The 20,066-nt window shown below is 71.3% G+C and carries 16 protein-coding genes; 5 read left to right on the forward strand and 11 right to left on the reverse strand.

The window, feature by feature from the left end:
- Positions 1 to 61 precede the first annotated feature (61 nt).
- Together ABD286_RS13575 and ABD286_RS13580 are read right to left on the reverse strand one after the other, a co-directional pair.
- On the reverse strand, positions 62 to 1,717 hold the full coding sequence (locus ABD286_RS13575; protein ID WP_344194339.1) for an MFS transporter: 1,656 nt from the start codon (positions 1,715 to 1,717) through the stop codon (positions 62 to 64).
- On the reverse strand, positions 1,698 to 2,393 hold the full coding sequence (locus tag ABD286_RS13580; RefSeq protein WP_344194341.1) for an LppX_LprAFG lipoprotein: 696 nt from the start codon (positions 2,391 to 2,393) through the stop codon (positions 1,698 to 1,700). Before ABD286_RS13580 ends, ABD286_RS13575 begins: the two co-directional genes overlap by 20 nt.
- A 106-nt stretch (positions 2,394 to 2,499) precedes the next feature.
- Between ABD286_RS13580 and ABD286_RS13585 the strand changes: the two genes are divergently transcribed.
- Entirely contained in the window at positions 2,500 to 3,333 is an 834-nt protein-coding gene (locus tag ABD286_RS13585) for a C40 family peptidase (RefSeq protein WP_344194345.1), read from the forward strand.
- Positions 3,334 to 3,406: 73 nt separating this feature from the next.
- Here ABD286_RS13585 and ABD286_RS13590 read toward each other — a convergent pair whose 3' ends face one another.
- The 3 genes from ABD286_RS13590 to ABD286_RS13600 all read right to left on the reverse strand — a co-directional run bounded on the left by ABD286_RS13590 (position 3,407) and on the right by ABD286_RS13600 (position 6,860).
- Positions 3,407 to 3,856 (reverse strand): hypothetical protein, encoded by a 450-nt coding sequence (locus tag ABD286_RS13590; RefSeq protein ID WP_344194347.1) that lies wholly within the window; start codon positions 3,854 to 3,856, stop codon positions 3,407 to 3,409.
- A gap of 17 nt (positions 3,857 to 3,873) precedes the next feature.
- Positions 3,874 to 6,477: an ATP-dependent chaperone ClpB gene (gene clpB, locus ABD286_RS13595; RefSeq protein WP_344194349.1), complete on the reverse strand. Its 2,604-nt coding sequence runs from the start codon at positions 6,475 to 6,477 to the stop codon at positions 3,874 to 3,876.
- Between the two features lie 107 nt (positions 6,478 to 6,584).
- Entirely contained in the window at positions 6,585 to 6,860 is a 276-nt protein-coding gene (locus tag ABD286_RS13600) for a ribonuclease E inhibitor RraB (protein WP_344194351.1), read from the reverse strand.
- A 33-nt stretch (positions 6,861 to 6,893) separates the two neighbouring features.
- Between ABD286_RS13600 and ABD286_RS13605 the strand changes: the two genes are divergently transcribed.
- On the forward strand, positions 6,894 to 8,168 hold the full coding sequence (locus tag ABD286_RS13605; protein WP_344194353.1) for an MFS transporter: 1,275 nt from the start codon (positions 6,894 to 6,896) through the stop codon (positions 8,166 to 8,168).
- 68 nt (positions 8,169 to 8,236) lie between these two features.
- Here the strand turns inward: ABD286_RS13605 and ABD286_RS13610 are convergent, their stop codons facing one another.
- From ABD286_RS13610 to ABD286_RS13635, 6 genes are all read right to left on the reverse strand, one after another.
- Positions 8,237 to 8,701, reverse strand: a complete 465-nt coding sequence (locus ABD286_RS13610) for a heat shock protein transcriptional repressor HspR (protein ID WP_344194355.1) — start codon at positions 8,699 to 8,701, stop codon at positions 8,237 to 8,239.
- Positions 8,702 to 8,707: 6 nt separating this feature from the next.
- Positions 8,708 to 9,739: a DnaJ C-terminal domain-containing protein gene (locus ABD286_RS13615; RefSeq protein WP_344194357.1), complete on the reverse strand. Its 1,032-nt coding sequence runs from the start codon at positions 9,737 to 9,739 to the stop codon at positions 8,708 to 8,710.
- 119 nt (positions 9,740 to 9,858) lie between these two features.
- Positions 9,859 to 10,485 (reverse strand): nucleotide exchange factor GrpE, encoded by a 627-nt coding sequence (gene grpE / locus ABD286_RS13620; protein ID WP_344194359.1) that lies wholly within the window; start codon positions 10,483 to 10,485, stop codon positions 9,859 to 9,861.
- Positions 10,482 to 12,380, reverse strand: a complete 1,899-nt coding sequence (gene dnaK, locus ABD286_RS13625; protein WP_344194361.1) for a molecular chaperone DnaK — start codon at positions 12,378 to 12,380, stop codon at positions 10,482 to 10,484. The genes grpE and dnaK overlap by 4 nt, the downstream gene beginning before the upstream one ends.
- Positions 12,381 to 12,705: 325 nt before the next feature.
- Positions 12,706 to 15,255 (reverse strand): glycoside hydrolase family 65 protein, encoded by a 2,550-nt coding sequence (locus tag ABD286_RS13630; protein WP_344194363.1) that lies wholly within the window; start codon positions 15,253 to 15,255, stop codon positions 12,706 to 12,708.
- Positions 15,252 to 15,971 (reverse strand): HAD family hydrolase, encoded by a 720-nt coding sequence (locus tag ABD286_RS13635; RefSeq protein ID WP_344194365.1) that lies wholly within the window; start codon positions 15,969 to 15,971, stop codon positions 15,252 to 15,254. Before ABD286_RS13635 ends, ABD286_RS13630 begins: the two co-directional genes overlap by 4 nt.
- Positions 15,972 to 16,201: 230 nt before the next feature.
- On the opposite strand from ABD286_RS13635, the gene ABD286_RS13640 reads away from it, so the two are divergent.
- The 3 genes from ABD286_RS13640 to ABD286_RS13650 are packed head-to-tail and all read left to right on the forward strand — an operon-like array spanning position 16,202 to position 19,949.
- Positions 16,202 to 16,708, forward strand: a complete 507-nt coding sequence (locus ABD286_RS13640; protein ID WP_344194367.1) for a 2Fe-2S iron-sulfur cluster-binding protein — start codon at positions 16,202 to 16,204, stop codon at positions 16,706 to 16,708.
- On the forward strand, positions 16,705 to 17,754 hold the full coding sequence (locus ABD286_RS13645) for an FAD binding domain-containing protein (protein WP_344194369.1): 1,050 nt from the start codon (positions 16,705 to 16,707) through the stop codon (positions 17,752 to 17,754). The genes ABD286_RS13640 and ABD286_RS13645 overlap by 4 nt, the downstream gene beginning before the upstream one ends.
- Positions 17,751 to 19,949 (forward strand): xanthine dehydrogenase family protein molybdopterin-binding subunit, encoded by a 2,199-nt coding sequence (locus tag ABD286_RS13650; protein ID WP_344194371.1) that lies wholly within the window; start codon positions 17,751 to 17,753, stop codon positions 19,947 to 19,949. Before ABD286_RS13645 ends, ABD286_RS13650 begins: the two co-directional genes overlap by 4 nt.
- Positions 19,950 to 20,066 lie beyond the last annotated feature (117 nt).

Consider the following 20,066-nt stretch of genomic DNA (forward strand, 5'->3'; position numbering starts at 1 on the left):
GACACGGGGGTCATGACAGCCGTTTCGTCGAGCAACCACCGTTGTGCGGGGTGGAGGCGGGTCACAGTGGTGGGATGGCACCGACCGGCCGCTGGTTCCGGCGGAGGCCGAGGCCGATCGAGGCCAGCGCCCCGAGGAGGGCGGCGACGGCCGCGCCGGTGAACACGGTCTGCACCTGGACGATGCCGGCGGCGGCCAGGGCCTTCGTGTCGGTCTGGTCGGGCAGGGCCGCAACGGTCTCGTAGTAGCGGTGCAGGCCGATCGCGGTCAGCAGGGCCAGACCGACGACCATGCCGACCATCCGCGCGACGACGACCAGTGCCGAGGCGACACCGTGGGCATCGTCGGGGGCGGCGGCCAGGGCCGCGTTGTTCACCGGCGCGAGGGCCAGGCCGATGCCGAGACCGACGAGCGCCAGGACCACCGTGGCGGAGAACCCGTCGAGCGATCCCTCGCCCCACCGGCTCATCGCGAACAGCCCCACCGCCGCCAGCGCCAGGCCGGCGCCGCTGACCACCCCGTCCCCGAGGCGGCGCAGCGACCATCCGCCGAGCAGGGCTCCGACGGGCACCGCCACGAGGAACCGCACGAGGACGAGAGCCGCCTCGGTCTGCGAGTCGGTGAGGGTGAGGCGGGCGAGGACGGGCACGTCGACCACGACCGAGACCAGCGCGGCCCCGACGAAGACGCTCACCAGCAGCGCGAAACGCGCACGACCCCGGACCACGCCGCGCGCGATGAGCGGCTCGGCAGCCCGCCGGTGTCGCCAGACGTAGAGCCCGAAGGCCAATGCCCCCAAGGGAAGCAGCGCGAACCCCCACGGTCCGACGACCTCACGCTCGGGGTCGCTCGCCGCGAAGGTCAGGACGACGCTGCCGAGCGCGACGCCGAGCAGCAGCGCCCCCAGAAGGTCGGCTCGACCGAGCACCTGCCACCACCCGCGGGCACTGGCGGTGAACCATGCCAGCACGAGGACCAGTGCCACGACCCCGATCGGCGTGGCCAGCCTCGAGGTCGATCCCTCGAACGGCACGAACGGCACCCCGAGCGAGATGTCGGTGACGAGCCGCTGCGGAGCGGCGAGCGCGAGCACCGTGACCGCGAGGGCGAGGAGTCCCAGGACGAGCGGTATGGCGCGTGGCCGGGGCGGGCGTTCACCTCCGGCCACGACGACGGCCGCGGCAAGAACCACCCCGGCGACCACGTTGAGCCAGAAGATCATCCGCCAGTCCGAGACCGCGAGGACCGCGGCTCCGAGCACCGGGCCCAGCACGCTCCCCAGCTCCTGCACGGCACCGACGACACCCAGCGGCATACCCCGCTTCTCGGCCGGCCAGAGGTCGGCGACGAGGGTCAGGGTCGCGGGCACGAGCCCACCGCCACCGACACCCTGGAGGACCCGGCCGGACACCAGCACCGGGAGCTCGACGGCGAGCGCCGTCACTGCTGAGCCGACGACGAAGATCGCCAAGCAGGCCAACAAGATCCGTTGGCGCGAGGCGAGGTCGGCGAGGCGACCGATGAGGGGCAGCACGGCGATGTAGCCGAGGAGGAAGCCCGAGATGATCGGGGTGGCCTTCTGCAGGGCGTCGATGCCGAGACCGACGCCGGTCATCATGTCGGTCAGTGCCAGCACCACGACATAGGTGTCGGCCGCGGCGAGCGCCACGGCCACCGAGGCGGTGGCCAGCAGCGCCCTAGGGGCGGGTGATCGCAACGGGCTGGGCCAGGCTCTTGAGGCGCAGGGTGTAGGTCGAGGTGGCACCGGCGTAGAAGGGGCCCTTGATGACGACGCTGCGCAGCTCCTTGCCGGACTGGGTCACGCCGTAGGTCACGTCGAAGGTGCTGTTGCGGTCGCCGACGACGAGCAGGTCGGCGACTGCCGCGCCGGGCAGCTTGCCGGTGAAGGTGTTGAGGACGTCGGCGCCGTCACGAACCGTCGAGGCCTTCGTCGGGCTCTGGGTCTTCGTGATCAGGGCGGTGATCCCGGTGTCCTTGTTGAAGAGCTGGGCGGGGTTCGGCGCGCCGTAGGTCGCGGGGTCGATCTTGTTGAACGTCGGCGTGAAGAACTTCATGTAGACGTCCTGCTCGACGGCGACGACCTCGACCGTGCCGGTGACGCCCTTGATCGAGGCGTTGAGCGTGCCCTGGAAGGACGGCGGCGTGAACAGCCCGGTCCCCTTGGCCCCCGAGACGCCGACTGCCTTGCCCGGCAGGCCCTCCGACTCGAGGGTGAAGGTCACGGCCGGGCTCTTCTCCAGCGTCGTGCGCGCGGCCGCGAGCTGCTCGGCCGGCGGGAGCTCGGCGGCAGCCTCGTCGGACCCCCCGGAGCACGCCGACAGCGCCAGCATCGTGACGAGTCCGGCGATGGCGAGGGAACGGGTGGTGCGCACAGGGCCACGGTAACCGGGGACTGCTCCCCATGGTCGGGAAGCCGCGCCGCTCCTAGCGTTCCGACCGAGCCGGCACCGCGTCGGTCGAGATCCGAGGGGGATTCCCATGCAACTGCTCAGCACCCGGCGTCGCAGGCTGGCCACGGCCGCCGCGTCCGTGATCCTGGTCGGCGCCCCGCTGGTCGGCACCGTCGCCGCCCAGGCCGCCGACACCGCGACCGGCCGCGTCAACACCAGCGGCGCTCCGCTCAAGGTCCGCTCCGCCCCCACCACCGACTCCGGTGTGGTGGGCACCCGCGCCGACGGCGCTCGCGTGACCATCGTCTGCCAGACCTACGGCCAGCAGGTGTCCGGCACCTACGGCACCACCAAGGTCTGGGACAAGCTCAAGAGCGGCGGCTTCGTCAGCGACGCCTTCGTCAAGACCGGCTCCGACGGCCTCGTCGCCCCGCTGTGCAAGGGCACGACGACGCCTCCTCCCGCCACCGGCCAGTCGGCCAGGGTCAAGGCCACGATCGCCGCGGCCAAGGGAATGCTCGGCAAGTACCCCTACTCGTGGGGTGGCGGCAACTACTCCGGTCCCACCAAGGGGATCTGCTGCAGCCCGAGCGGGATCGACGACCGCGACACCGTCGGCTTCGACTGCTCCGGCTTCATGGAGTACGTCTTCCACAAGGGTGCCGGCCTGCGCCTGTCGAGCACCTCGCGCAGCCAGTACTCGGACGGCCCGCGCGTCTCCATCTCCCAGCTCAGGGCCGGCGACATGGTCTTCTGGTCCAACTCGAGCAGGACCGCGTCCGGCATCCACCACGTCGCCCTCTACATCGGTGACGGCAAGATCGCCGAGGCCAACCGCGTGAGCGGCCCCGACGTCCGCATCCGCTCCTTCTCCAAGGGTGAGTCCGGTGTCATGCCCTACGTGGTGCGTCCGATCCGCTGACCCCACCGCACGAGCGAGGGGTATGGCGCGTGGTGACCACGCGCCATACCCCTCGTTGTTGTTCTCCCCGAGATCAGTCGGGGGTGGCTGCGTGCCCCGCGCGACCGTCCGTCCGACGGTCCGCCTTCATCTCCGCCTCGAAGACGTGACGCCGGCCGTCCATCAGCTCGTCGCGCACGACCTCCTCCAGGCGCTGGAAGTCGGCGTAGTAGCCGTCGTCGAACTCCTCGACGAGCTGGAACGTCCACCGGCCCTGGATGAAGTTGCGCCCGACGAGCTCGGTCTCGAGACGGTCGGCGAGGTCGTCGTGACCGGCCTTGCGCAACAGCTCGCACGCCTCGCCGAGCGCGAGGTCGGCCGAGCCGGTGAGGCGGTGCAGGCCGTACAGCCGGCCCCGCACCTCCTCGATCGTCTCGAAGGCCTCGCTCAGCTTGCCGACCGCCTCGACGGTCGCGTCGTCGACACCGTCGGGGCGGCGGTCGAGCCCGCGCTCCCCCGGGTTGGCTGCACCCTCGTCACTCATCTGGCCAGTCTGGGTCGTCAGGCCGACGCGCGCACGACGAGGTGGTCCACCTCGGGGTCGCGGTCGATGACGACGGCCTCGCCGTCACGGACCTGGCCGGAGAGGACCGCCTTGGCGAGCCGGTCACCGATCTCCTTCTGCACCAGACGTCGCAGCGGCCGTGCGCCGTACGCCGGGTCGTAGCCGGTGATGGCCAACCACTCCCGGGCCGCGGGCGTGACCTCGAGGCTGATCCGACGGTCGACGAGGCGGCTGGCCAGCTCGCGGACCTGGAGCTCGACGATGTGGGTGAGCTCCTCGGAGCTGAGCGGGTCGAAGATGACGACCTCGTCGAGCCGGTTGAGGAACTCGGGCTTGAAGCTGGCCCGCACCACGCCCATCACGGCCTCGCGCTTGGCCGACTCCTCCATCAAGGGGTCGACGAGGAACTGGCTGCCGAGGTTGCTGGTCATCACGAGGATGACGTTGCGGAAGTCGACGGTGCGGCCCTGCCCGTCGGTCAGGCGACCGTCGTCGAGCACCTGGAGCAGGATGTCGAACGTCTCCGGGTGCGCCTTCTCCACCTCGTCGAGCAGCACGACCGAGTAGGGGCGCCGACGGACGGCCTCGGTGAGCTGACCGCCCTCCTCGTACCCGACGTAGCCGGGAGGCGCACCGATGAGGCGCGCGACCGAGTGGCGCTCGGAGTACTCGCTCATGTCGATGCGGACCATCGCCCGCTCGTCGTCGAAGAGGAAGTCGGCCAGGCTCTTGGCGAGCTCGGTCTTGCCGACACCCGTGGGCCCGAGGAACAGGAACGAGCCGGTGGGGCGGTTCGGGTCGGAGAGCCCGGCGCGCGAACGACGCACGGCATCGCTGACGGCCTCGACCGCGGCGCCCTGGCCGATGAGGCGCGAGCCGATGATCGACTCCATCGACAGCAGCTTCTCGGTCTCGCCCTGGAGCAGGCGGCCGGCCGGGATGCCGGTCCACGCCGAGATGACCTCGGCGATGTCGTCGGCGCCGACCCGCTCCTTGACCATCAGCTCGTCAGGCTGTCCGCCGTGCTCGCGGACCGCGAGGGCCTTGCTGCCCTCGGCCTCCTGGGCGCTCCGGAGGGACTTCTCGAGGGCGGGGATGTCGCCGTAGAGCAGCTTGGACGCGCCCTCGTAGTCACCCTCGCGCTGGAGCCGCTCGGCCTGGCTGCGGGCCTCGTCGATCTGCGACTTGAGGTCGCCCACGCGGTTGAGGCCGGACTTCTCCGACTCCCAGCGGGCGTTGAGCGCGGCGAGCTCCTCGCTCTTGTCGGCGAGGTCCTTGCGCAGCCGCTCGAGCCGGTCCACCGACGCGTCGTCGGTCTCGCGGGCAAGGTGCAGCTCCTCCATGCGGAGGCGGTCGACGGCGCGGCGGAGCTGGTCGATCTCGACCGGCGAGGAGTCGATCTCCATGCGCAGCCGGGACGCCGCCTCGTCGACGAGGTCGATCGCCTTGTCGGGCAGCTGGCGGCCACTGATGTAGCGGTCGGACAGGCTCGCTGCGGCGACCAGCGCGGCATCCTCGATCTCGACCTTGTGGTGCGCCTCGTAGCGCTCCTTGAGCCCGCGCAGGATGGCGATCGTGTCCTCGACGGACGGCTCGCCGACGAAGACCTGCTGGAACCGGCGCTCCAGCGCCGGGTCCTTCTCGATGTGCTGGCGGTACTCGTCGAGCGTCGTCGCGCCGACGAGACGCAGCTCGCCGCGGGCCAGCAGCGGCTTGAGCATGTTGCCGGCGTCCATCGCGCCGTCGCCGGAACCGCCCGCGCCGACGACCGTGTGCAGCTCGTCGATGAACGTCACGACCTGGCCGTCGCTCGCCCGGATCTCCTCCAGGACCGCCTTGAGCCGCTCCTCGAACTCACCGCGGTACTTCGCGCCCGCGACCATCGCGGCGAGGTCGAGGCTGATCAACCGCTTGTCCCGCAGCGACTCCGGCACGTCACCGTCGACGATGCGCTGGGCGAGCCCTTCGACGACCGCGGTCTTGCCGACACCGGGCTCGCCGATGAGGACGGGGTTGTTCTTGGTGCGGCGCGAGAGCACCTGCACGACGCGGCGGATCTCCGAGTCCCGGCCGATGACCGGGTCGAGCTTGCCGTCGCGCGCCGCCTGGGTGAGGTCGGCGCCATACTTCTCCAGCGCCTCGCCGCCCTCGACGGGCAGCTCGCTGTTCACCTTGCGACCGGCGCGCAGGGCGTCGATCTTGGCCTCCATGTCCTTGGCGCCACGCTTCTGGACCGCGGCGAGGTGCCCGGTCTCGGCGAGCGCGAGGAGGAGGAGGTCGCCGGCGAGGTAGGTGTCGCCCTTGGCGCGCATCAAGGTGTCGGCCTGCTGGAGGACGGCGATGGCGTCGCGACCGAAGGTCGGCGGCTGGGTGGCCCCGGTGGTGGTGGGCAGCGTGCGCAGCCGCGCATCGGCCTGGCCGAGGACGTGGCCGGCGCCGGTCCCGGCGGCCTGCAGCAGGACGTCGGCCTGCGCGGTCTCGAGCTGGACCAGCGCGCTGGTGAGGTGGTCGGGGGTGATCTCGGGGTGGCCCGCGGTCTGCGCGGCGCGCTGGGCGAGGGCCAGCGCCTCGGCGACCTTGGCGGTGGGCTTCAGATCCATGCCTGGGTGCTCCTGGGTGTTCGGTCTACCTGTTCGTGGGAGACAACCGCTCCAAAGTTGAGTGTATTCCGCTCAACCTTGGGTTCGCACAGGCCATTGGTCCCCTCCTACAGGACGCGGGGCGTCGGCTCCGGGTCGTACCAGCCGCCGTGCTCCTCGGCCAGCGCCTGGAACCGGTCGCGCAGACCGCCCTCGACCGGCCCCGACTCGTCGGCGACCATCTCCTCGACGACGTGAACGGCCCACTCGTGTGCCTCGGAGTCGTCCTCGCCCGCGAGCGCCTCACGCACGACCCGCACGCCGGTGAACCCCTCCTCGGACAGCTCGGCAGCCACCTCGTCGGCGGTGTCACGCTCGGGGAAGACCAGCAGGTGCTCGCTCACAGGCCGAGTATGCCGCGTGCTTGGATGGCCGTGATGCCCCGCCACCCCGACGCGCCCAGGTCCGACGACCCGTGGGAGGGGTACCGGTCCGGGTCGGCCGGCTACCGCCGGATCTCCGCCTCGGTGTTCCTCGCCGGGATGGCGACGTTCGCGCTGCTCTACACGACCCAGCCGCTGCTGCCGCTGCTGTCGCGCGAGTTCGACGTGTCACCGGCGCAGAGCTCGCTCACGGTCTCGCTGTCCACGATCGGGCTCGGCCTGGCCATGCTCGTCGCCGCTCCGGTGTCCGAGCGCTTCGGTCGCACCACGATGATGCACGTCTCGCTGCTCGGTTCGAGCATCGTGTGCGCCCTCGCGGCCTTCGCTCCGACCTGGTCGACCCTGCTCGGGCTACGGCTGCTGCTCGGCGTCGTCCTGGCCGGCCTGCCCGCCGTCGCGATGGCCTACCTCACCGAGGAGCTCCACGGCAGCGCGGCCGCCCAGGCCGCAGGCCTGTACATCGCGGGGACCGCGCTCGGCGGCATGACCGGCCGTCTCCTGGCCGGCCTGCTCGCCCAGCTCTGGGACTGGCGCGCGGCGCAGCTCGGGATGGGTGGGCTCGGGATCCTCTGTGCCGCAGCGGTGCTCGCGCTGCTTCCGAGGTCCCGGCGCTTCACACCGGCCCCTCCCGGGTTGGGCGAGGCGGTCCGCAGCACCCGGGCGATCTTGCGCGACCCCGCACTGCTCATGCTGTTCGGCATCTCACTGACGGCCATGGGCGCCCAGGTCGGCATCTACAACACCATCGGGTTCCGGCTCGAGGCCCCGCCGTACGCCCTGCCGGTGGCGCTGGCCTCGCTCGTGTTCCTCGTCTACCTCGGCGGGTCGGCGGCCTCGACGATCGCCGGCAGGTGGTCCTCCAGGGTCGGTCGCCGCACGGTGGCGCCGGTCGCCGCGGTGGTCATGCTCCTGGGCGTCGTGCTGTCGCTCGCTCAACCGCTGTGGCTGGTCGTCGTGGCCCTGGCGGTCAGCACCGCGGGGTTCTTCGCGCTGCACGGGGTGGCCAGCGGCTGGGTGCCGGTGCGGGCGCGACTCGGCCGTGGCGGCGCCGCGCAGGCGAGCTCGCTCTACCTGTTCGCGTACTACCTGGGCTCGTCGGTGTTCGGCACGGCAGCGGGGTCGGCATGGGAGGCCGCCGGTTGGGCACCGGTCGTGGCGCTCTGCGGGGGCCTGGTCGTCGTCGCCCTCGGGCTCACCCTGCTCCTGCGCCGGACGCACAGCCTCGAGCCCGGAGGCGGCACCGGCCCGGGGCCTCAGACCGCCGGCTGACCTCGCCGGCACGCAGTTCGTCGAGCGCGGGCACTGTGGGCAGGGGTGTCCCTGCGCCGGTCCCGGGCTCAGCGGTGGGACGGTCGCCAGACGACGAGGGCCTGGGAGCGTCCGCTGCGCGGGCGCTCCCCCGCCCGGACGGCGATCACGTCGCCGGTCGGGCCGACCGCGAAGACCCGCGAGCCGAAGGTGCCCCGGGTCGCCATCCTCAGGCTGTCGACCTCGTCGGAGAGCTCGCGGACCCGCGCGCGCAGGGCGTCGACCTGGTGCTCGAGCTCGAGGATGCGCTGGATGCCGGCGAGGCTGATGCCCTCCTCCTGGGAGAGCCGCTGGACCTCGCGCAGCATCGCCACGTCGCGCCCGGAGTAGCGACGACCGCCACCCCGGGTGCGCGACGGGCTGACGATGCCGAGCCGGTCGTACTGCCGCAGCGTCTGCGCGTGCATCCCGGCAAGCGTGGCCGCCACGGAGATGACGAAGACGGGGGCCTCGTCGTCAGGCGAGAAGCCGGGACCGGGGGCTGCGGGCGCCACGGAGGGTCACCGTCCTGCGTTCTCGAAGAGCTCGGCGCGGGGGTCATGGCCCTCGTCCAGAGTCTTGAGCACCTCGACGGCCTCCCGGGCCTCGTCGGTCAGCCGCTGCGGCACGACCACGACGACGCGGGCCATGAGGTCGCCGGGCGCCCCCTTGACCTGGACCCCGCGTCCCTTGACACGCAGCACCCGACCACTCGGGGTGCCGGGGGCGATGCGGACCTTGACGGGTCCACCGGTCAGCGTCGGGACCGACACCGTGGCACCGAGGGTCGCCTCGGCGAAGGTGACCGGCAGGTCGATCGCGAGGTTGTCGCCCTCGCGGGTGAAGACCGGGTGCTTCTCGACGCTGACGGTGAGGATGAGGTCACCCGGGTCGGCGCCGCGGTCGCCGGGCTGGCCCTTGCCACGCAGACGGATCTTCTGGCCGTCCTTGACCCCGGCGGGGATCCGCGTGGTGATGGTGCCGCCACCGGCGACACCGAGGGTGACGGTCGCACCTTCGACCGCGTCGCGGAACGGCAGGCTGGTGCGGGCGGTCAGGTCACCGCCCTTGCGTGGTCCGGTCGGGGCCCGGAACCCGGCCCCGCCGCCATACGACTGACCGGCGCCTCCGCCGCCCCCGAACATGCCGAAGAGGTCCTCGAGGTTGGGCTGGCCGGCGCCGCCGGCACCACCGGTGGAGTAGCGGACGCGCTGGCCCCCACCGCCCCCACCTCCGAACATCGAGGAGAACACGTCGTCGAACCCGCCTCCACCGGCCGGCCCGCCTGGGCCACCTGCGGTGAAGCGGGCGCCGCCGCGGGCCATCTGGCGCACGGCGTCGTACTCGCGGCGCTTCTCCGGGTCGGACAGGACCGAGTTGGCCTCGCCGATGTCCTTGAAGCGCTGCTCTGCCGCCGCGTCCCCGGGGTTCTGGTCGGGGTGGTGCTTGCGGGCGAGCTTGCGGTAGGCCTTCTTGACCGCCGCCTCGTCAGCGTCCTGGGGGACGCCGAGGATGGCGTAGAAGTCCTTCTCGAACCAGTCCTGGCTGGCCATGTCCGGGTCCTCCTCTCAGCGGGTGGGGCGGGCGGGTGGTGCGTCCGTGGTGGGCGGGGGCCCGGCCAGATCGTATGGCGCGGACCCCCGGACCACGGTGTCGTGCAGTCTTGCTCGGGTCACTCGGGGTCCGCCACGGCGACACGCGCCGCACGCAGGACCTGCTCGCCGGCGCGGTAGCCGGGCTGGAGCACCTGGACCACCGTGGTCGACCCGGTGGAGGTGACCGAACCGTCCTGCGGCCAGGCCGTGTGCATGAGCGCCTCGTGGAGGTTCGGGTCGAACTCCTCGCCCACGGCGCCGTACCGCTCGAGACCGAACTTGCCGAGCGTGGACTCGAGCTTGTCGGCGATCGAGGAGAACGGGCCGCCCTCGAGGTCGCCGTGCTCGCGCGCGGCCTGGATGTCGTCGAGCACCGGCAGCAGCGCCTCGACCACGGACCGGGCGGCGCGCTCCTGCACGACCGCACGGTCACGGTCGACGCGACGCTTGTAGTTGACGTACTCCGCCTGGAGGCGCTGCAGGTCGACGAGCCGCTCCGCCGCGAGGGCGGTGTCGGGGTGGCCACCGGCAGCATCGCCGTCGGTGGGCACCTCGGCCCGGTCGGTCACCAACTCCTCGACGAGGTCGCCCTCGAGCGGGGTCTCGGCGCCCGCGGGGGCGGTGGGGCCGGCCTGCTGACCGGCACCCACCTCCTCCTCGCCGTCCGGGCGGGTGCCCTCGGGCCGGGAGCTGTGCTCCGTCACTTCTTCTCCTCGTCGTCCTCGACGACCTCGGCGTCCACGACGTCGTCGTCGGAGGAGGTGTCACCGGCGGGCGCGCCGTCGGTGGAACCCGCACCGTCACCGGCGCTGCCGGCCTGCTCGGACTCGGCCGCGGCGGCATACATCGCCGTGCCCAGCTTCTGCGACTCCTCCGAGAGCTTCGAGGTCTTGGCGGAGATGTCCTCCGGCGTCGCACCCGAGTCGGCCTTGAGGGCGTCCTTGAGGTCGGCGAGCGCCTCGTCGACCGGACCGCGACCGTCGGCCGGGATCTTGTCGGCGCTGTCGGTGAGGAACTTCTCCGTCGAGTAGACGAGCTGCTCGGCGGTGTTGCGGGCCTCGGTCTCCTCGCGGCGCTTCTTGTCCTCCTCCGCGTGGGCCTCGGCCTCCTTGATCATCCGCTCGATGTCCTCCTTGGCGAGGGCAGAGCCACCGGAGATGGTGATCTTCTGCTCCTGGCCGGTGCCACGGTCCTTGGCGGAGACGTTGACGATGCCGTTGGCGTCGATGTCGAACGTCACCTCGACCTGGGGCACGCCGCGGGGGGCGGGCGCGATGCCGCTGAGCTCGAAGGTGCCGAGCTGCTTGTTGTGCTGGGCGATCTCGCGCTCACCCTGGAACACCTGGATGAGGACGCTCGGCTGGTTGTCCTCGGCGGTGGAGAACACCTCGGAGCGCTTCGTCGGGATCGCGGTGTTGCGCTCGATGAGCTTGGTGAACAGGCCACCCTTGGTCTCGATGCCGAGGCTCAGCGGCGTGACGTCGATGAGCAGGACGTCCTTGCGCTCACCCTTGAGGACACCGGCCTGCAGGGACGCGCCGACGGCGACGACCTCGTCCGGGTTGACGCCCTTGTTGGGCTCCTTGCCACCCGTGAGCTCCTTGACGAGCGCGCTCACGGCGGGCATGCGGGTCGAGCCACCGACGAGGACCACGTGGTCGATCTCGGACAGGGAGATGCCGGCGTCCTTGATGACGTTCTGGAACGGCTGCTTGGTCCGGTCGAGGAGGTCCTTGGTGAGCTGCTCGAACTGCGCGCGGCTCATCGTCTCCTCGAGGTGGATCGGGCCGTTCTCCGACATCGAGAGGTACTGCAGGGAGATGTTGGTGCTCGTCGAGGACGAGAGCTCCTTCTTGGCCTGCTCCGCCGCGTCGCGAAGACGCTGCATGGCGATCTTGTCCTTGGACAGGTCGACGCCCGAGGTGTTCTTCACCGTGGTGAGCAGGTGGGACACGATGCGCTCGTCCCAGTCGTCGCCACCGAGCTTGTTGTCACCGCTGGTCGAACGGACCTGGATGGTGGAGAAGCCGTCGTCGGGGTCCTTGCCGACCTCGAGGAGGGACACGTCGAAGGTGCCACCACCGAGGTCGAAGACGAGGATGAGCTCGTCCTCCTTGCCCTTGTCGAGGCCGTACGCGAGGGCCGCGGCGGTGGGCTCGTTGATGATGCGCAGGACGTTGAGGCCCGCGATCTCACCGGCCTCCTTGGTGGCCTGGCGCTCGTGGTCGTCGAAGTACGCGGGGACGGTGATGACGGCGTCCGTCACGTCCTCACCGAGGTAGGACTCGGCGTCGCGCTTGAGCTTCTGCAGGATGCGGGCGCTGATCTCCTGGGCGGTGTACGCCTTGCCGTCGATCTCGGCGGACTTCCAGTCCGTGCCGATGTGGCGCTTGACCGACCGGATGGTGCGGTCGACGTTGGTGACGGCCTGGCGCTTGGCGATCTCGCCGACCAGGACCTCACCACCCTTGGAGAACGCGACGACCGAGGGGGTCGTGCGACCGCCCTCCGCGTTCGCGATGATGGTCGGCTCGCCGCCCTCGAGGACGGCGACAGCCGAGTTGGTGGTTCCGAGGTCGATGCCGACCGCACGTGCCATGGTGATGCTCCTGTGGTGCTCGGGGTTGAGTTGCTTCCACTCAAGTTAGGACGACGTCCCGGTGGGTGCAAATCCGGGATCGCAAACTTGAGTTCATCAGGCTCAACTTCGTGCGTGGAGACTTTGTTCCCGCCCGTATGCCGCCGTGCCCGACACCGCGCCGAGCCGCGCCCCCGCGGGGTGGCGGGCAGGCGGCATACCCCGCCGTCCTCGCCGGTGACCGCGGCAAAACGGTGGTTGCTCGACGAAACGGGCCCCATGTCCGCCGTTTCGTCGAGCAACCACCGTTTCGCGGGTCGGAGGCCAGGCCGGCGGCCGCTGGGCGTCAGGTGGGCTTGTGGTCCTCTTGGCGCTTGCGGCTGCGGGGGTCGGGGACCCCTGCGGTGTAGACCATCTCGTGCTCGTCGCCACGGCCGACGACGGGCATGCTGCCGAGCTCGCGCGTGATGACCGGGCCCTGGTCCTGCAGGGGCACGACGGTCGGCTCGCCGGGGTCGACCCGCACGCGCTCGCCGCGCACGACGAACTCCAGGCCGTCGCCCTCGACGAGGGTGAAGGCGATCTGGTCCGGCAGGATCTCGACCCGGACCCGGTTGCCGCGCACGCGGAGCCGGAACTCCAGCCGCGGCCAGCTCGCCGGCAGCCGCGGGTCGAAGGTCAGGGTGCCGTTGTGGTCGCGCATGCCACCGAACCCGTAGACCGAGGCGTTCCAGACCCCGCCGCAGGACGCGATGTGCACGCCGTCGGCGGCGTTGCGGTGCAGGTCGGCGAGGTCGACGTAGAGGCCGTCGTGGAAGTAGCGCAGCGCCAGGTCCTGGTACCCGACCTCGGCGGCGATGATCGACTGGACGACGGCAGACAGGGTCGAGTCGCCCGTGGTGATCGGGTCGTAGTACTCGAAGTCGGCGCGCTTCTCCTCGACGCTGAACAGGTCGCCCTGGAGGAACAGCGCCGCCACGACATCGGCCTGCTTGAGCACCTGGAACCGGTAGATGACGAGCGGGTGGTAGTGCAGCAGCAGCGGTCGCTTGTCGGGCGGGGTCGCGGCGAGGTCCCACACCTCGCGCTCGAGGAAGTGCTGGTCCTGGGGGTGCACGCCCATCGCCTCGTCATAGGGGATGTGCATCCCCTCGGCGCAGTGCCGCCACTCCTCGATCTCGGCGTCCTCGACCTCGAGCCGGGCCATCATCCGGGCGAACTCGGCCGGCCGGCGCTCGCGCAGGATGTCCGACCACCGGGCGGCCTGGCGCAGGTTGTCGCGGGCCATGACGTTGGTGAAGAGGTTGTTGTTGACGACGGTCGTGTACTCGTCCGGGCCGGTGACGCCGTGGATGTGGAACCGAGGCTCCTTGCGCCCCAACCAGAATCCGAGGTCGGCCCACATGCGCGCGGTCTCGACGAGCACGTCGATCCCCTCGCGCATCATGAAGTCCTCGTCACCGCTGGCGCTGACGTACTTCGAGAGCGCGTAGGCGATGTCGGCGTTGATGTGGAACTGCGCGGTGCCGGCGGCGTAGTAGGCCGAGGCCTCCTCACCGTTGATGGTCCGCCACGGGAAGGCCGCCCCTGACTGGGACAGCTCGCGCGCACGACGGCGGGCGGCCGGGAGCATCTGGTAGCGGAAGCGCAGCGCCCCGCGAGCCATCCACGGCGAGGTGTAGCTGAGGAACGGCAGGACGTAGGTCTCGGTGTCCCAGAAGTAGTGCCCCTCGTACCCGGAACCGGTGACGCCCTTGGCCGGGATGCCGGCCTGCTCCACGCGACCCGAGGCCTGCGCGAGCTGGAAGAGGTTCCAGCGCACCGCCTGCTGCACGTCGGGGTGGCCGTCGACGACCACGTCCGAGTCGGCCCAGAACCGGTCCATCCAGCGCCGCTGCTCGGCGAACAGCTCGTCCACGCCGGCCTCGCGGGCTCGGTCGAGGGTGCGTCGACCGCGGTCGACCAGCTCGCGCACAGGCACCCCGCGCGACGAGTGGTATGCCGCGACCTTGGTGATCGTGATCGGCACGCCTTCCTTGGCCGTGACCCGGTAGACCTTCTTGGCCAGGTCCTCCTCGGCGTGCGCCAGCTCCTCGAACTCGTTCTCGGTGCGGATCTCGTGGTCCACGGCGACGGCGACCGTCATGCCCGAGCTGGCGCAGCGGTAGCCGAGGATGGCACGGCGCTCGCTGCACCAGTGGCTCTGCGGGAGCAGGACCCGCTCGGTGAACTTCGCCGCCTTGCGCGGGTCGAAGCCGGCACCCATCGCGGCGGACTTCACGAAGTACTCGTCCTGGCCGTCCTGGCGGTTGAGCACCTGCGAGGAGATCGCGATGGGGGCGTCGCCGTCGAGCAGGGTGACCTCGAAGGTCATCACGGCGAGGTGGCGCTGCTCGAAGGACACCATCCGGCGCGACTCGACCTTGACCCGCTTGCCCGACGGGGTGCACCAGACCAGCGACCTGCTCAGGACGCCGTCCGCGAAGTCGAGCGTGCGGTCGTAGTGCTCGAGGTCCGCGACGGACAGCAGCAGCGGCTCGTCGTCGACGTAGAGCTTGATCGTCTTGACGTCGGGGACGTTGACGATGGTCTGGCCGGTCTGCGCGAAGCCGAAGGCCTCCTCCGCGTGCCGGATCTTCCACGTCTCGTGGAAGCCGTTGATGAAGGTCCCGTGCGCGTGCGTCTCGCGCCCGTCCTCGGGGTTGCCGCGCATCCCGAGGTAGCCGTTGCCGACGGCAAAGACCGTCTCGGTGACGCCGAGGTCCTCGTTGGAGTAGTAGGACTCGGTCCAGCGCCACTCGTCGACGGGGAACCTCGTGCGGTCGACCGGGTCGGCAGCGCCCACCCGCCCCGGTGTCGCGGCGTGCCCGTCCTGCTCCGTGTCGACGTCGGTCATCGACCGATCAGCTCGTCGAGCTCGGCCACGACGACGTCGGCGCCACCGTCGAGCAGCGGCTGGGCTCCGGCGCCCCGGTCGACCCCGACGACGAGCCCGAAGTCACCGGCCCGGCCGGACTGCACGCCGGACAGGGCGTCCTCGAGCACGACCGCACGGTCCTTGGTCACGCCGAGCTGCTCCGCGGCATACAGGTAGGTGTCGGGGGCCGGCTTGCCCGGCAGCCCGGCGGCCGACGCGACCTGGCCGTCGACGACGACCTCGAAGCGGTCGGCGAGGCCGGCGGCGGCGAGCACGGCAGGAGCGTTGCGGGAGGAGGAGACGACGGCCACGGCGGTGCCGCGCTCGCGCAGGTGGTCCAGGAGGGCGACCGAAGCGGGGTAGGGGGTGACGCCCTCGTCGCGCAGGACCGCGGAGAAGGCGGCGTTCTTGCGGTTGCCGAGGCCGCAGACGGTCTCGAGCTCGGGGGCGTCCTCGGGCGTGCCGTCGGGCAGGGTGATGCCCCGGGAGGCGAGGAAGGAGCGGACCCCGTCGTAGCGCGGTTTGCCGTCGACCCAGGCGAAGTAGTCCTCGTCGGTGTACGGCTGCTGGTCGTCGTCGCGCTCGTCGAGGTAGGCGTTGAACATGACGTCCCACGCCCGCATGTGCACCTCGGCGGTGGGGGTCAGCACCCCGTCGAGGTCGAAGAGGGCAGCGTCGTAGTCGGTCCAGTCCACCGGACAAGGCTAGAGGCCGTCCGGGGCGGCGGTCGCACAGGTCCGGCACCCTCCCCGAAGTCCGCCCGGAGTCGACCCGTTCGGCCCCCGACGGACCCGCTCCTACCGGGGCAAATGGGTGCCGGCTGGCACGGCTCCGGGAGTCCTGCAGGAATTGCGGGGGCCTCCCGACGGACGTTGACTGAGAGAGTCGCCGACCTCGCGGCGACAGGACGGAAGGCTTCCCCCGCATGCAGTCCGAGATCACCCTCGTCGTCGACGGAGCCGAGCGCACCGTCGAGGTGGACCACCGCAGCACCCTGCTCGACACCCTCCGCGACCGGCTCGGGGTGACGTCGCCCAAGAAGGGGTGCGACCACGGGCAGTGCGGCTCGTGCACGGTGCTCCTCGACGGTCGTCGCCACCTCTCGTGCCTCACCCTCGCAGTGGCCCAGGACGGCGCGGAGGTCACCACCGCCGCCGGGCTCGGCGACGGGGACTCCCTGCACGCGGTGCAGGAGGCGTTCCTCGCCGAGGACGGGTTCCAGTGCGGCTACTGCACACCGGGCCAGGTCTGCTCCGCCGTCGGCATGCTCGAGGAGGCCAAGCAGGGCAACCCCAGCCACGTCACCGACGACCTCGTCGGCGACGTCGAGCTCACCGACGAGGAGATCCGCGAGCGGATGAGCGGCAACCTCTGCCGCTGCGGCGCCTACGTCAACATCGTCGCCGCGATCCGAGAGGCGGCCAAGGCATGAGGGCCCACACCTGGGAACGCGCGACCGACGCCGCCTCGGCCGTCGAGCGCGTCAGCTCCGCCCCCGACGCGCAGTTCATCGCCGCCGGGAGCAACCTCGTCGACCACCTCAAGCTCGGCATCGCTCGCCCTGACCTCCTCGTCGACGTGAGCCGCCTGCCGCTGGACCAGATCGACCACTCCGAGGCGGGCGTGCGCATCGGGGCCAACGTCCGCAACAGCGACCTCGCCGCCGACGCGGGCATCCGTCAGGGGTATGCCGTGCTGTCCCGGGCCCTGCTGTCCGGGGCTTCCGGCCAGATCCGGAACCAGGCCACCACCGCGGGAAACCTGCTGCAGCGGACGCGCTGCGTCTACTTCCAGGACGTCACGACGCCGTGCAACAAGCGCGAACCCGGTTCGGGCTGCTCGGCGCTCGAGGGGTACGGCCGCTACAACGCCATCCTCGGAGCCTCGTCCGACTGCGTCGCCGTGCACCCGTCGGACCTCGCCGTCTCGCTCGCTGCGCTCGACGCCACGGTGACGGTGCTCGGCAGCGAAGGCGAGCGGGAGGTGGCGTTCGAGGACCTGCACCGCCTCCCCGGCGACCACCCCGAGCGGGACACGACTCTGCGCCACGGCGACCTCGTCACCGGCGTCTTCGTCCCCGCGCTCCCTTCCGGCACGCGGTCGACCTACACCAAGGTCCGCGACCGGGCGTCGTACGCGTTCGCCCTCGTCTCCGTCGCGGTCGTCGTGAGGGTGGCCGACGACGGCACGCTCGACGACATCCGCATCGCCTGGGGTGGCGCCTCGCACAAGCCGTGGCGGGCCCGTCGCGCCGAGGACCTGCTGCGCGGCAAGGAGCCCAGCGCCGAGAACGTGCGGGCCGCGCTCGACGCCGAGCTGGCGGAGGCGAAGACCTCCGCCGACACGGCCTACAAGGTGCCGATGCTCCTTCGCACCACCGCGATGACGCTCGTGCAGCTGACCTCGCCGGGCTCGTCCCCGTTACCCACGTCGTCCACCACCTCGACCACCACGTCGACCGAGGAGGCCTCCGCATGAGCAGCCACGACACCGGCAGCACCCGGCCTGCGCCGACCACCGACTCCGGCGCCCTCGAGGTCGCTGCCATCGGGCAGGGCACCCGTCGAATCGAGGGCCGCCTGAAGGTGACCGGTGACGCGACGTACGCCTACGAGGCCGACGTCGAGCGACCGCTCTACCTGCACCTCGTGCAGTCGACCATCGCCAAGGGCACCGTCACCGGGATCGACAGCACCACGGCGCGCGCACTCGAGGGGGTCGTCGCGGTGCTCGACCACACCAACGCTCCACGTCTGGAGTCGACCGAGGACGCCGAATACGCTGCGCTGCAAGGTGATTCGGTGGGCTTCCGCGGGCAGGTGATCGCTGTGGTCATCGCCGAGAGCGTCGAGGCGGCCCGCGAGGGCGCCCTCCTCGTCGAGGTGACGTACGACGAGCAGGAGCACCGGGCCGACTTCGTCGCCGACGACCCCGAGCTCTACAAGCCTGAGAAGGTCAACCCTGCCTTCCCGACCGACAGCAACGTCGGCCGGATGGACCGGGCGCTGGAGAACGCCGATGTCGTCGTCGACCAGACGTACCGCACGCCGTTCGAGCACAACAGCCCGATGGAGCCGCACGCGCTGACAGCACGGTGGGACCACGAGGCGGCCGAGGGCGAGCCGGTGCTCTTCATGCATGCCTCGACCCAGGCGGTGCACGGTGTGGTCAAGACGCTGGCACCGTTGTTCGGGCTGGACGCGACCCAGGTGCACGTCGTGTCACCGTTCGTCGGTGGCGGGTTCGGCAGCAAGGGACTCCCCCACGTCCACGACGTGGTGGCCGCCCTTGCGGCGCAGACCACCGGTGGCCGTCCGGTGCGGCTGGCGCTGACCCGTCAGCAGCTCTTCGCCCTGGCGGGCTACCGCACCGCGACGATCCAGCGGTTCCAGCTCGCGGCCGACTCGACCGGTCGGCTCGTCGGCATCAACCACGAGGTCATCGAGCAGACCTCTGCCATCAAGGAGTTCGCCGAGCAGACCGCGATCGCCACGCGCCACATGTATGCCGCGCCGAACCGGCACACGTCGCACCGGCTCGCGCCGCTCGACGTCGCCGTCCCGTCGTGGATGCGGGCACCGGGCGAGATGCCGGGGATGTTCGCCCACGAGGTCGCGATGGACGAGCTCGCCGAGGCCGTCGGCGTCGACCCGGTCGAGCTGCGCATCCTCAACGAGCCGGAGACCGACCCCGAGACGGGACAGGAGTTCGGGCACCGCAAGCTCGTCGAGTGCCTGCGCGAGGGTGCGTCCCGCTTCGGCTGGGCCGACCGCGACCTGCGGCCCGGCGCCACCCGTGACGGCGACTGGCTCGTGGGCACCGGGGTCGCGGCGGCGACCTACCCCTACTACCAGCAGCCCGGCAACCGGGCCACGATCCGCGCCCTCGAGGGTGGCCGCTACGCCGTCGAGATCGGCGCTGCCGACATCGGCACCGGTGCCCTCACGGTGCTGAGCCAGATCTCGGCCGACGCCCTCGGGGTGCGCCTCGGCGACGTCGAGGTGGCCATCGCGGACAGCCGGCTCCCGGTCGCCACCGTCGCCGGCGGCTCTGCCGGCACGGCCTCGTGGGGCTCGGCCATCGTCGGCGCCTCCCGGGCGTTCCGCGAGGAGCACGGCACCTCGCCGTCGGTGGGTGACGAGACCACCGCGGGACCGGCGGGCAACCCCAACATGGGCAAGTACTCGCTGCACTCGTTCGGGGCGCAGTTCGTCGAGCTCAGGGTGAACATCTGGACCGGCGAGCTGCGGGTGGCCCGCGCCCTCGGTGTCTTCTCGGCGGGCCGGATCATCAACCCCGTCACGGCGCGGTCTCAGCTCATCGGCGGCATGACGATGGGCCTGTCGACAGGGCTGTTCGAGGAGTCGGTGCGCGACCCGCGCTTCGGCCACATCGTCACCCAGGACCTCGCGAGCTACCACGTCGCCTCGCACGCCGACATCCCGGAGATCGAGGCGGTCTGGCTCGACGAGACCGACCCGCTGACCAACCCGATGGGCTCGCGCGGCATCGGCGAGATCGGCATCGTCGGTGCTGCCGCGGCCGTGGCGAACGCGGCCTGGCACGCGACCGGGGTGCGGGTGCGCGACATCCCGCTGACGGCCGACAAGTTCCTCGACCTCTCGCCCGAGCTCCCCGCGCTCAAGGGTCACCCGGCAGCCGCTTTCGCCTGACGGCTCCCGCCCGCAGCGCGAGGTATGGCGCGACGCCCACTCGGCGCCGCGCCATACCTGTGCTCGGGGAACGACCATCGGTGGCCCAGGAGCCACGAATGGTCCGGTCCGCAGGGT

Origin of the sequence: Pedococcus aerophilus (assembly GCF_039532215.1) — a bacterium.
GTDB lineage: Bacteria > Actinomycetota > Actinomycetes > Actinomycetales > Dermatophilaceae > Pedococcus > Pedococcus aerophilus.